General features: G+C 68.8%; 9 protein-coding genes and 1 pseudogene. 2 read left to right on the forward strand and 8 right to left on the reverse strand.

Annotated elements, in window-relative coordinates:
- A pseudogene (locus P409_RS13190) lies at positions 1 to 2,749 on the reverse strand (calcium-binding protein); the annotation flags it as partial.
- A gap of 712 nt (positions 2,750 to 3,461) precedes the next feature.
- Between P409_RS13190 and cuyA the strand changes: the two are divergent.
- Positions 3,462 to 4,472, forward strand: a complete 1,011-nt coding sequence (cuyA, locus tag P409_RS13195) for a D-cysteate sulfo-lyase (protein WP_034836925.1) — start codon at positions 3,462 to 3,464, stop codon at positions 4,470 to 4,472.
- A 13-nt stretch (positions 4,473 to 4,485) separates the two neighbouring features.
- Complete coding sequence (cuyB, locus tag P409_RS13200; protein ID WP_034836928.1) at positions 4,486 to 5,202, forward strand: cysteate racemase; 717 nt, start codon at positions 4,486 to 4,488, stop codon at positions 5,200 to 5,202.
- Between the two features lie 12 nt (positions 5,203 to 5,214).
- Here the strand turns inward: cuyB and P409_RS13205 are convergent, their stop codons facing one another.
- The 7 genes from P409_RS13205 to P409_RS13235 all read right to left on the reverse strand — a co-directional run.
- Complete coding sequence (locus P409_RS13205) at positions 5,215 to 6,099, reverse strand: LysR family transcriptional regulator (protein WP_034836930.1); 885 nt, start codon at positions 6,097 to 6,099, stop codon at positions 5,215 to 5,217.
- 344 nt (positions 6,100 to 6,443) lie between these two features.
- Positions 6,444 to 7,442: a Gfo/Idh/MocA family protein gene (locus tag P409_RS13210; RefSeq protein WP_034836933.1), complete on the reverse strand. Its 999-nt coding sequence runs from the start codon at positions 7,440 to 7,442 to the stop codon at positions 6,444 to 6,446.
- Complete coding sequence (locus P409_RS13215) at positions 7,439 to 8,323, reverse strand: sugar phosphate isomerase/epimerase family protein (protein WP_034836935.1); 885 nt, start codon at positions 8,321 to 8,323, stop codon at positions 7,439 to 7,441. The genes P409_RS13210 and P409_RS13215 overlap by 4 nt, the downstream gene beginning before the upstream one ends.
- Positions 8,324 to 8,349: 26 nt before the next feature.
- Entirely contained in the window at positions 8,350 to 9,186 is an 837-nt protein-coding gene (locus P409_RS13220) for a carbohydrate ABC transporter permease (protein WP_152613366.1), read from the reverse strand.
- Positions 9,186 to 10,103 (reverse strand): carbohydrate ABC transporter permease, encoded by a 918-nt coding sequence (locus P409_RS13225; RefSeq protein WP_034836938.1) that lies wholly within the window; start codon positions 10,101 to 10,103, stop codon positions 9,186 to 9,188. Before P409_RS13225 ends, P409_RS13220 begins: the two co-directional genes overlap by 1 nt.
- Before the next feature lie 16 nt (positions 10,104 to 10,119).
- Complete coding sequence (locus P409_RS13230; protein ID WP_034836940.1) at positions 10,120 to 11,325, reverse strand: ABC transporter substrate-binding protein; 1,206 nt, start codon at positions 11,323 to 11,325, stop codon at positions 10,120 to 10,122.
- Positions 11,326 to 11,351: 26 nt separating this feature from the next.
- Positions 11,352 to 12,079: alpha/beta hydrolase (locus tag P409_RS13235; protein WP_034836943.1), on the reverse strand; the 728-nt coding region annotated here is incomplete at its 5' end.

A 12,079-nucleotide genomic window follows, 5' to 3' on the forward strand; every position in this document is an offset into this window, starting at 1 on the left:
TGTCGCCCTGGGCGTCGCCGCCCGCGCCGATGCCGGCCGTGAGGTCGGCCGAGATGCCCGCGGCAGAGGCGACGTAATCGGCCGTGTCGGTGCCGGTCCCGCCCTGCAGGTTGTCCGCCCCGCCGCGCCCCGACAGCACATCGTCACCGGCGCCGCCGATCAGGACGTTCACCCCGGCATCGCCGTTGAGCAGATCGGCGAAGGCCGAGCCGGTCAGGTTCTCGATGCTGCTGAAGCTGTCGCCCGCGGCATCGCCGCCGATCGCGTTGAAGGTCGAGAGGCTGACCGTGACGCCGGCAGCCGAGGCGGCGTAGCTCGCCGTGTCGGTGCCCGCGCCGCCGATCAGCGCATCGCCCCCCGCGCCGCCCTGGAGTGTGTCGTTGCCGGCGCCGCCGTCGAGGGTGTTGGCCCCGGCATCGCCGGTCAGCGTGTCGGCGGAGTTCGAGCCGGTGATGTTCTCGATGCTGTTGAAGGTGTCGCCGGTGGCATCGCCGCCATTGGCGGTGTTGGTGGCGAGATTGATCGTGACGGCCCCGGACGCGACATAGTTGGCCGTGTCGCTGCCGGTCCCGCCGCGCAGCGTGTCCGCGCCGCCGCGGCCCGCCAGCACGTCGTCACCGGCGCCGCCATCCAGGATGTTCGCCCCGGCCTGGCCGTTGATCGTGTCGGCGAAGGCCGAGCCGATGACGTTCTCGATGCTGCTGAAGCTGTCGCCCGCGGCGTCCCCGCCTGACGCGGTGTTGGAGGAGAGGCTGAGCATGACGCCCGCGCTGGAGGCGGCATAGGAGATGGTGTCGTTGCCATTGCCGCCCTGCAGCGCGTCCCCGCCGGCAGCGCCCTGGAGCGCGTCGTCTCCGTCGCCGCCGTTCAGCATATTCGCCCCGGCATCGCCGGTCAGCGTGTCGTTGAAGGACGAGCCGATCAGGTTCTCGATTGCCGTCAGCGTGTCGCCCTGGGCATCCCCGCCCGCGCCGATGCCGGCGGTGAGATTGACCGAGATGCTAACGGCGGATCCGGCGTAGTCAGCAGTGTCCGTGCCGTTGCCGCCCCGCAGCGTATCCGCGCCGGCACCGCCATGGAGGATGTCGTTGCCGTCGCCTCCGGCCAGGGTGTTGGCCCCGGCAGCGCCGATCAGCGTGTCGGCGAAGGCCGAGCCGGTCAGGTTCTCGATGCTGCTGAAGATGTCGCCCTGCGCGTCGCTGCCCGCGCCGATTCCGGCCGTGAGATTGGCCGAGATGCCGGCGGCCGCGGCGGCGTAGGAGGCGGTGTCGGTGCCGTTGCCGCCCTGCAGCGTGTCGGCGCCGCCGCGGCCCTGGAGCGTGTCGTTGCCATCGCCGCCGGCCAGGAGATTGGCGCCGGCATCGCCGGTCAGCGCGTCGTTCTGGACCGTGCCGGTCAGGTTCTCGATGCCGGACAGGATATCGCCCTCGGCGTCGCCGCCGGAGCCGGTGCCGGTGGTCAGGTTGACCGTCACCGCGGCGGACGAGAAGCTGTAGCTTGCCCTGTCGATGCCGGCGCCGCCGACCAGCGTGTCGGCACCGCCGAGGCCCTGGAACACGTCGTCGCCGTTGCCGCCGGTCAGCACATTGTCCCCGGCGCCGCCCTGCAGCACATCGTTGAAGGCCGACCCGATGACGTTCTCGACGGCCAGCGAATCGCCCTCGGCGAAGCCGCCGGTGTTGATGTTGGTCAGCAGGTTGATGTTCACCGCCGCGTTGGACGCCGCATAGGTCGCCGTGTCGGTGCCGGCCAGACCGTTCAGCGTGTCGGCCCCGGCGCCGCCGTCGAGCAGGTCGTTGCCGTTGCCGCCCGTGAGGCTGTTGACCCCGGCGCTGCCGGTCAGCATGTCATTGAAGTTGGAGCCGGTGACGTTCTCGATGCTGGTGTAGGTATCGCCCGTGGCATCGCCGCCGGTCGCGGTGCCGGTGGCGAGGTTGATGGTCACCGCGGCGTTGGAATCGGCATAGCCGATGGTGTCGGTGCCGGCGCCGCCGTTCAGCACGTCGCCGTTCTTGCCGCCCTCGAGATAGTCGTTGCCGTTGCCGCCGTTCAGCGTGTCGGTGCCGTTGCCGCCGATGGCGCTGAAATTGTCGCCGTAGAGCTGGTCGTTGCCGTCCAGGCCGTTGAGCGTGTCGTTGCCGCCGCCCCCGGCCAGGATGGTGTTGACGGCCTGGTTGGCAGTCTGGATGTCGTTGAAGCCCGTGCCCAGGGCCCATTCGAAGCCGGAGAGGGTGCCGCCCCCGGTCGCGGTCCCGGACAGGGTTCCGGCGGCCAGATTGATGGTGAGGGCCGCGCCCCAGACGCGGCCGTCGAGGATGTCGGCGCTGCCGGCGCCGCCGTCCATCGTGTCGCCGCCGCCGGTGAGCTGGATATAGTCGTTGCCGCCGCCGCCGCTGATGACGTTCTTCCCGGAATCGCCGGCGAGCTGGTCGTTGAAGTTGCTGCCGGTCAGGTTCTCGAAGCCGCTCATCGTGTCGCCCTGGGCGTCGCCCCCTTGGGCGATGGCGTTCAGGGCGACCGCGACGCCCGAGCCGGCGTTGGCGTAGCTGAGCGTGTCGAGGCCGGCGCCGCCGTTCATGGCGTCAGCGCCCGCGCCGCCCTGGATGATGTCGTTCCCACCCAGGCCGCTCAACGTGTCGTTGCCGCCGCCGCCATTGATGATGTCGATGCCGTCCGGATTGGCGGCATCGCCAGGATTGGTCCCGGTCAGGGTGTCGGCGCCGGCGGTGCCGTTGAGGGTCTGGGTCACGGAACATCCTCCTGCTTCGGGCGCCGCCGGTCTTGTGAACGGTCGGGCTGTGAAATGCGCCCGCTCGCACGGGGCGTGGAAAATAGGAGAGATTTAGCAGAAGTCCTACATACCATGTTAGGTCAAATCTCGTGGTGATCTTTGTTGCCAGAATAGCCCCATACTCTCCTCCACACGCCTGATGGTCGAGATCGAGCGTTACAGCTGCGTGCTGGTTTCGCTGAAACCAGGCCGCGCAGTGGGCGTTATTGGGGGAATTGGCCGGGCGGGTCAGAGGACGACGAGGCCGAGCACGGCGTCGCACGCGAACGCGAACATGGGGACTCTAGGCCAGTCGGTTCGCCGCCCATAAAGAACGGCTTGTCGCCAGGAGGTCGGCAATCGCATTCATCAGCCGAGTGCCGGCCCAGTCACTGCCATGCAACGCGGCGCGCCACTGGCGGTGCAGGCCAGCTGCCGGAGCTCTCCCGAAGAAACCAGCCGATCGGGACATTCTCCATTGCCGCGCCAGATTCCGGACCCAGTCGTGGGGTCAGAAATGGTTCGCGCCCTTTGCCGAGCTTCCGCGGCCCTTGCCCGGAACGAGATTATGCCTGCGATGCATCCAAAATGTCCAAATCGGCATTGGACGGGGAACCCGCAGCCGTCGGACCCTGGCGCCTTCACCCGACGTCAGGATCCCGCCAGCCCGGCTTCTCAGAAGGCACCGTCCATGAATCTCGCCCGCCACCCGCGCATCTCGCTGGCCCACCTGCCGACGCCACTCGAGCCGATGAAGCGACTGTCCGAGCTGCTGGGTGGCCCTCGGCTCTGGATCAAGCGCGACGATTGCACCGGCCTGTCCAGCGGCGGCAACAAGACCAGGAAGCTGGAGTTCCTCGGTGCCGACGCGATCACCCGGGGGGCGGACACCATCATCACGCAAGGTGCGACCCAGTCCAACCATGCCCGGCAGACCGCGGCGATGGCGGCGAAGCTCGGCATGGAATGCCACCTGCTGCTGGAGGACCGGACCGGCAGCGACGATCCCAGCTACAACCTCAACGGCAATGTCCTGCTGGATCGCCTGTACGGCGCCACCGTCTCCAAGCGGCCGGGCGGCGCCGACATGACGATGGAAATGGAAAAGTTGGCCGAGCGCCTGCGGCAGGATGGCCGCAAGCCCTATGTCATCCCCGGTGGTGGCAGCAACCCGGTCGGCGCGCTCGGCTATGTCAACGCGGCGCTCGAGATGCTGTACCAGGCCGGCACGATGGGGCTGAACATCGCGACGGTCGTGCATGCGACCGGCAGCGCCGGGACCCAGGCGGGCCTCGTCGCCGGGTTCAAGGCGCTGGGCAGCGGGATTCCGGTCCTCGGCATCGGGGTGCGGGCACCGCGCGACCGGCAGGAACAGAATGTCTTCGACCTCGCCCAACGGACGGCCGACCACATGGGCCTCGGCGACATCATCGAACGATCCGACGTCGTCGCGGATTGCGACTATGTCGGCCCGGGCTACGGCCTCACGACACCGGGCATGATCGATGCGGTGACCCTGGTGGCCCGAACCGAAGGCATCCTGCTGGACCCCGTCTACACCGGCAAAGGCATGGACGGGCTGATCAGCCTGGTCCGCAAGGGCCGCTTCAAGCAGGACAGCGACGTGGTGTTCGTTCACACCGGCGGTTCGGCTGGGCTCTTCGGGTACCCGGACCAGCTCGACCTGCCGGGCTATATCTGAGGGACGCGGCTCGATGACGGGCGACAGCAGGGTCATCGGCATCATCGGCGGCATGGGGCCGGCCGCGACGGTCGAGTTCATGAGCCGGGTAGTCCGCCGTACCGACGCCGAGGACGACGACGGCCATTTCCGCATGCTCGTGGATAACAATCCCAAGGTGCCGTCGCGGATCGCCGCCATCATCGAGGGGACCGGGGCGGACCCGCTCCCCGAACTGCAGCGCATGGCCGCTGGGCTCGAACGGGCGGGAGCCGACTTCCTGGTGATGCCCTGCAACACCGCGCATCACTATCATCGAGCCATCGCGGACGCGGTGGGCATACCCTTCATCAGCATCGTTGACGTCGCCGCGGAGCACCTGGCCCGACATTATCCCGGCGCCCGGCGCATCGGTTTCCTGGCATCGCCTGCTGTCCGCGAAACCGGTGTCTACGACACCGCGTTCGACCGGCACGGCCTGGCCATCGTCTATCCCGATGCGGAGGCGAATGCGCAACTGCTGGGAATCATCCGCGAGATCAAGGCGGGCCAGGTGGGCGATCGGCAGGCCGTAGGCTTCCGGCGGGTTGCCGGGGCGCTTGCCGGCGCCGCGGATGCGATCCTCGTCGCCTGCACCGAATTGTCGCTGTTGCCGCTATCCGCGGTCGGGGATATGCCGGTGCTCGACACGCTCGACCTCCTGGTCGATGCGACGATCGAGGCGGCCCGCGAAGGGAGCTGCGTCCGATAGCGGCTTTGCCCGTCAAACTCCCGATCCGCGGGATTGCATCAGGACCTTCCAGATCCCGTCGGATGGGTCATTGCCGCTGCGGCGCTTGCGCAGGACGACCAGCGACAGGGGGCAGCAGCCGAGACGGTCCCGCAGGTCGACCAAGCCTGCCGCGGTCTCGACCAGTCGCGCCGGCACCCAGCCCACGCCCAGCCCGCGCTCTGCCATCGCGACGACCGTCGGGACGAAGCTGGACACGGCCACCACCGACAGCCGGGTATCGAGGCGCGGGGTGATCCGACGGCGCATCACGGCGCCGAAAAAGGAATCATCGGGATAGTCGATGAAGGGGATCGCCCCATCACCGTCTTCGCCGGCCCAAAAGGCCCCGGCCGCCGTCGCTCCGATGAAGGGCGCGAGCATGTCTTCCCCGATCGTCACCTTTTCGACCATGTCCTCGTCGCAGGCGATCTCGGCCCCGTCGCTCTCATAGGCCAGCATGATCGATGCCTGGTCGGTCATCAGGAGCGCATAGCAGTCGTCCCGATTCCGGAGATGGACCTGGACGCGCTCCAACGCGCCACTCCGCCGAGCCCGGTCCAGGATCGCAGGCACAAGGTCCAGGCCGAGCGAATGCATGGCGCAGATATCGATCAGCGGTGCCGTTGCCGCCAAGGCAGAGCGCAGGCGGCGCAGCGACTGGACCAGTTCCTCGATCTCGGCCCGCTTCGCCCGGATGGCCTGCAACACCTGCGTCGGGCGATGACTGCGGTCCAGGACGGCGAGGCCGAGCTCCGCCTCGATCGCGACGATCCGACGGGAAAAAGCGGGTTGGGTGATGTGACGAACGGCTGCTGCGTCCGACAGCGAACGCGTATCGATCAATGCCAAAAGATCCTCGAGCGTGCGCAAATCCATCGGCACCTTGCCCTCAATGCATGCAACTCAGTCGAGCAGCCATGCAGCTCGCCACACAGCGGGGTCGAGCCGCCATCGACGCGGAACATCGTTCCCGTCATGATGTCCTACAGAGGGCTGGCGAGGAAGCGAACCGCGGCAGCGATATCCGCGGGGTGGCCCAGGCGTTCGACGGTGCGGCGGACGATGGTCTTCAGAGCGCATGTCTTGCCCCGCTGGGGGCGTCAGTGCCGGGGTGAAGCCGGCCGTGGCCTGGACACAGCCCTCGAGCGCCAGGGTATAGATTGCTGCCGCGCGCCGGCATCCGGCTCCGGCCTTGATCCGGCTTCGGCGGAGATGAGGCTCTATCCTCCAATTTGGCGGCGCAGCGCCTCCAGATGCCGCATCGCTGTGACGCCGTCGCGGATGGTCGGGGCCTCGGCCGCCTCGCCGCGGAAGGCCTTCAGCGTCACCTCCAGCAGGGCGTGGTAGCCCTTCACATCCTCATTGGCGGCGGCGGTGAAGTTGGGCGACCAGGTCAGCGCGTCCGCGTCGGCGGACAGGGTGGCGCCGAGGTCCTGGGTCTTGAAGGCCGGGTCGCGGTAGTAGGTCACGTCGATCACGTTGCGCACCTCCAGCCGGCGGTGGTCGCCCATGATCTGGACGAACTCCATCGGCGTGCCGCGCGACTGCACCGTGCCCATGACGATGGTGCCGATGGCGCCGCTGTCGAAGCCCAGCGCGATGTGCATCAGCAGGCGCCCCGGTCCGTTCTCGACCTTGCGCGCCGAGATCTCGCGGATCGGCGAGGCCGCCAGGAAGGCCGGCAGGTCCATGTAGTGGACGCAGTGGTGCAGGAAGAAGCCGCTGTAGTCGACCGCGCCGCGGAAATAGGTCGGCGCCGTCATGTAGGAGCCGTAGAAGCCCAGCACCGGGCCGAATTCGCCGCCGCGGACGATGTTGCCGGCGATGCGGTTGCCTATCGAGAAGCGCTTCATGAAGCCGACCACCAGCGGCTTGCCGGCGCGTTCGGAGGCGGCCAGCAGCTCCTCCGCCTGGGCGGCGTCGCCGCCGGGCGGCTTCTCCATGAACACCGGCAGCCCCTTGGCCAGGGCCGCGAGACCGATGGCGTGATGCGCTGCGGGGCCGACCGCCATGCCGACCGCGTCCAGCCCGGGATGGGCCAGCAGGTCGCGGTGGTCGGCATAGGCCGCGCGGACGCCGAACTGACGGGCGGCGCGGACCAGGTTGGCGCCGTCGACATCGCACAGCGCCACGAGCTCGACGTCGTGCCGCGTCAGCTGCGGCAGCAGCATCTGGGTCGCATGCGTGCCGCAGCCGATCCAGCCGATCTTCAGCGTCATCGCCGGTACCCTCCCATCGCCAGCGCCCCGCGCAGCAGGGCCAGGCTCTGCGTCAGCTTTTCGGTCTCGTCCTCATGCGGCGGCCGCCACTGCGCGATCGGCACGCCGAAGCGGTCGTCGTCGCGGCGAAACGGCTCGACCGAGATCGGGCCCTCATAGCCGACATCGGCCAGCGCCCGCGCCACCGCCACCCAATCGGTCGCCCCGGTGCCGACGAAGCCGCGATGGTTCTCGTTGGCCTGGAAATGGACGAAGCGGTCGCCGGCCTGGCGGATCGCCTCGGCGATGTCCGCCTCCTCCATATGCATGTGGAAGGTGTCGAGCATCAGCCGCACCTCCGGCCGGCCGACCCGGTCGATCAGCTCCAGCCCCTGGCGGGTGGTGCACAGGATATCGGTCTCGAACCGGTTCAGCGGCTCGACCGCCAGCACCACGCCGTGATCGCGCGCGGCGTCGGCCGCCCGGCGCAGCCCGTCGACGCACCAGTCCTGCCGGCGCAGGCGGAGGTCCTCCGCCACCGGCGCCGGCGGCCGGCCGGCGAAGACCAGCGGATTGCCGTAGAGCGGCCCGCCGACGATGCGGACGCCGAGCTTGTCGGCGCAGTCGGCGGCGTAGCGCAGATAGTCGACCCCGGCTTCTCGCGCGCTGGCATCGTCGCCGGTCAGGTTGCGCTGCAGGTTGACCCGGGCGGCGAGAACGACGGACAGGCCGGCGCCGGCCAGCGCCCGGCGGGTCTCGGCGAGGTCCAGCTCGCCCGGCTCGGGCACCAAGAGCTCGATGAAGTCGTAGCCCATGGCGCGGATCCGCTCGAACCAGCCGAAATGCTCGGCGGTGAAGGGGCGCGCGACCTGCATGGAGATCAGGCCGATCGGGTTCGGCATGGATGGTTCTTTCGGTCTGGAGTCGGTCATCCCTTCACGGCGCCTTGGGTCAGGCCGCCGATCAGGCGTTTCTGGACGAGCAGGAACAGGATGGTGGCGGGCAGGGCGCCGACCACGCCGCCGGCGGTCAGCAGGCCCCATTCGATCTGGTATTCGCCGATCAGGGTCTGGATCGCGACGGTCATGGTGCGGACGCTGCGGCCGCCCAGCGTCAGGGCATAAAGGTATTCGTTCCAGGCGGTAATGAAGATGTAGATGCCGGTCGCCACCAGGCCGGGGACGCACAGCGGCAGGATCACCCGCCACAGCGCGCCGAGCCGCGAGCAGCCATCGGTCATCGCCGCCTCGTCGAGGCTCTTCGGGATCGCGTCGATGTAGCTCGTCATCATCCAGATGGCGAAGGGGATGGCGACGGTGGCGTTGGCGATGATCAGCGCGATATGGGTGTCGAGCAGGCCGAGCCGCCGCATGAGCACGAAGAGCGGCAGGATCAGCAGCACGATCGGGAACATGTTGATGACCAGGAACTGGACCATCAACACCCGGCGCCCGGCGAAGCGGAAGCGCGAGAAGGCATAGGCGGCGGTGACGCTGAGCGTCAGCCCGACCGTGACGGTGCCCAGCGCCACGATCAGGCTGTGGCCCATATTGACCAGGAAGCTGGTGCGGCCGAACAGCCGCTCGTAGCTGGCACCGGTCCAGGCCGTCGGGTCGACGGCGACGCCGCGGCCGACGATGTCGTCCGGCGGCGTCAGCGAGGTCAGCGCCATCCACAGATAGGGGCCGAGCGCGAAGCCCGCGATCAGCAGCATCGGCAGGTGGATCAGGGCGGCGCGCTGCCAGGGGGAGCTGCGGGTGACCATCAGTCCATGGTCCTCGTGGTGCGCCGCAGATAGACCAGGACGAAGCCGGCGAGCAGCAGGGTGAAGATCACCGCCAGCGCCGAGCCGTAGCCGAAATCGAGATTGGTCCGGGCCCTGATGAAGGCGTAGAGCGGCAGGGTGTGGGTGGCGTAGCCCGGGCCGCCGCCGGTCATGACGAAGATCACGTCGATCGAGTTGGCGACCCAGATCAGCCGCAGCAGCACCGCGGTCGCGATCACCCCGGCGATCGAGGGCAGCGTGATGCGCCAGAACTGCTGCCACGGGCTGGCGCCATCGATCGCCGCGGCCTCGTACAGGTCGCGTGGCACCGCCTGCAGCCCGGCCAGGATCATCACCGCGAAGAACGGGAAGCCCTGCCAGGTCAGGGTCAGGATGATGGCATGGAGCGAGGTGCCGGGATCGGCCAGCCAGGGGAAGGCCCCCTGCAGCATGCCGAGGCGGACCAGCACATCGTTCAGCACCCCGGCGTTGGGGTCGTAGATCCAGCGCCACATCAGGGCGATGACGACGCTGGGCAGGGCCCAGGGGATGATGACCACGGCCCGCGCCAGCGGCCGCCACCAGAAGCGCTGGTTCAGCAGCAGCGCGGTGGCGAGGCCCAGAAGCAGCTGGGCCGGGACCGTGATCCCGACCCAGAGCGCGGTGTGCTGCAGCGACGTCCAGAACACCGGGTCAGCCAGCGCCTTGGCGAAGTTGCCGAGTCCGGCGAAGGGCATCCGGGTCGGCCGGAACAGCACGAATTCGTGCAGGCTCAGCACCAGCGCCTGCAGCATCGGCAGGAACACGATCAGCAGCGTGACCAGCACCGCCGGGCTCAGCAGCGCATAGGGCAGGATCCGGGTCCGCGGCCTGCCACGGGCCGGGGCCCTCTGTGCCGTCGCCAGGGTCATCGACATAAGCCTCGTCCTCGCCTTACGGGGCGTAGAGCTGCTCGATCTCCCGCATCATCTGCTCCGGCGTGATCTCGCCGGTCAGGGCCCGCTGCATCGCTGCCGGCCACACCGTGTTGACGAAATCCGCGGTCTGGGAGACGGCCGGCAGGCTGTGGGCGAAGGGCAGGGACTGCACCGTGGCGTCGACGAAGCGCTTCTCGTGCAGCGTCCAGTGCGCGGCGCCGCTCTTGGTCACCGGCAGCTGGCCGGTCGCCTTGTTGAACTCGACATTGGCGTCGCCGCTGGCCAGGAAGGCGATCCACTTCCAAGCCGCGTCCTTGTCCTCGGCCGAGGACAGAACGGCCAGGGATTCGTCGCCATAGGAGGTCCAGCGGCCGCCGTTGCACTCCGGCACCGGCACGGCCGAGACCTTGTCGCCCAGCGCCTTCACCATCCCGGCGGAGGAGCCGATATGGTGGATCGTCATCGCCGTGCGGCCCTGCTGGAAGGCGGCGATGATCTCCTGGAACCCGTCATTCGGGGCCGAGGGCGGGAACAGCTTCTGGTTGCGGTAGAGATCGACCAGCCAGGTGTTGGCGGCGACCACCTGCTGGCTGGTCAGACCGCCCTTCTCGAACTTGGCGCCGGCCGAGAGGACGAACGGCCCCCAATGGTCGTAACCGCCCTTGCCGCCGCGGAAGCCGAAGCCCCAGATGTCCGGCTGGCCGTCGCCGTTGGTGTCGCGGGTCAGGGCCTTGGCCGCCTTGGCGAAGTCGTCGCAGGTCTTCGGCGGCTGCAGCCCGGCCTCGGCGAACAGATCGGTGCGGTAGTAGAGGTACGAGACGACGTACTGCACCGGCAGGTAGTACTGGTGCCCGTCCGGGCCGCCATTGATCTTCAGCAGGTCATCCTGCAGGTCGGCCTTGCCGTCCCAGCCGGCGATCCGGTCGTCCAGCGGCTCCAGCGCCCCCATCTCCACCAGCCGCGGCTGGGCGAACAGCTTCACCATCGCCGCATCCGGCGCGTTGCCGCCGGCGATCGCGGTGTAGAGGTTGTCGTAATAGCTGTTCCAGGGGATGTTCTCGGCCTCGACCTTGATCCCCGGATTGGCCGCCTCGAACTTTGCGACCAGATCGGCCACCGGATTGTCGGGGTTGTCGAAATGGTACCAAAAGCGCACCGTGCTCTCGGCCTTGGCCGTTCCGGCGGCCAGCGCTATCAGCGCGGCCAGCGCCGACGCTCGCATCTTCCTCACGACGTTTCCTCCTCCGCTTATGTGTTTTCGTTGAAGCGGCGGGCCCAGATCCCGGCCTCCGCGAAGGCCGTCCGGGCCTCTTCCAGCGCGGCCGTCATCTGCATGAAGCCGTGGATGACGCCGCGATGGACCCGGACCGGATCGCCCCGCCCCAGCGCCCGCAGTCGGTCACCGAGCATCAGCGTGTCGCTCAGCAGCGGGTCCAGCCCGGCGGCGTTGAGGTAGAGTGGCGGCAGGGCCTGCAGCGCGACGTCCGGCGCCGCTAGCGGCGAGACCTGCGGCTCTCCCCAGCTGGCGGGGGCGGGCGCGTACCAGTCCCGGTAGCGGATCATCTTCGCGGTGGTCAGGCCGTAACCGCCCGGGCCGAAGCGCCGGTGGGACTCGGTCTCATGGTCGACGGCATAGACGCCATAGAACAGCAGCCCGAGCGCCGGCAGCGGCCGGCCGGCTTCCTGTTCGTGCAGCATCAGCGCCAGTGCCAGGTTGGCGCCGGCGGAATCGCCCGAGATGCCGGCGGGACCAGCGATCCCGTGTCGCGCCAGCACCTCCGGCAGCGCTCGCCAGGCCGCCACGGCATCGTCGAGGCCGGCGGGGTAGGGGTGCTCCGGCGCCAGGCGGTAGTCGATGCCGATCACGGCCATGCCCGTCGCCTCGGCCAGGCAGCGCATCGCGCGGTCATGGGTGTCGAGGCTGCAGAAGGCCCAGCCACCGCCATGGATATAGAATATCGCGCCACGCGCCGATG

This window comes from Inquilinus limosus MP06 (assembly GCF_000767795.1).
GTDB lineage: Bacteria > Pseudomonadota > Alphaproteobacteria > DSM-16000 > Inquilinaceae > Inquilinus > Inquilinus limosus_E.

Bases quoted from the DNA above. Each gene is read 5' to 3' on its own strand.
- P409_RS13225 (WP_034836938.1), bottom strand. From the start codon at position 10,103: ATGTCGATGACCCTGGCGACGGCACAGAGGGCCCCGGCCCGTGGCAGG.
- cuyB (WP_034836928.1), top strand. From the start codon at position 4,486: ATGACGGGCGACAGCAGGGTCATCGGCATCATCGGCGGCATGGGGCCG.
- P409_RS13215 (WP_034836935.1), bottom strand. From the start codon at position 8,323: ATGCCGAACCCGATCGGCCTGATCTCCATGCAGGTCGCGCGCCCCTTC.
- cuyA (WP_034836925.1), top strand. From the start codon at position 3,462: ATGAATCTCGCCCGCCACCCGCGCATCTCGCTGGCCCACCTGCCGACG.
- P409_RS13210 (WP_034836933.1), bottom strand. From the start codon at position 7,442: ATGACGCTGAAGATCGGCTGGATCGGCTGCGGCACGCATGCGACCCAG.
- P409_RS13205 (WP_034836930.1), bottom strand. From the start codon at position 6,099: ATGGATTTGCGCACGCTCGAGGATCTTTTGGCATTGATCGATACGCGT.
- P409_RS13220 (WP_152613366.1), bottom strand. From the start codon at position 9,186: ATGGTCACCCGCAGCTCCCCCTGGCAGCGCGCCGCCCTGATCCACCTG.
- P409_RS13230 (WP_034836940.1), bottom strand. From the start codon at position 11,325: ATGCGAGCGTCGGCGCTGGCCGCGCTGATAGCGCTGGCCGCCGGAACG.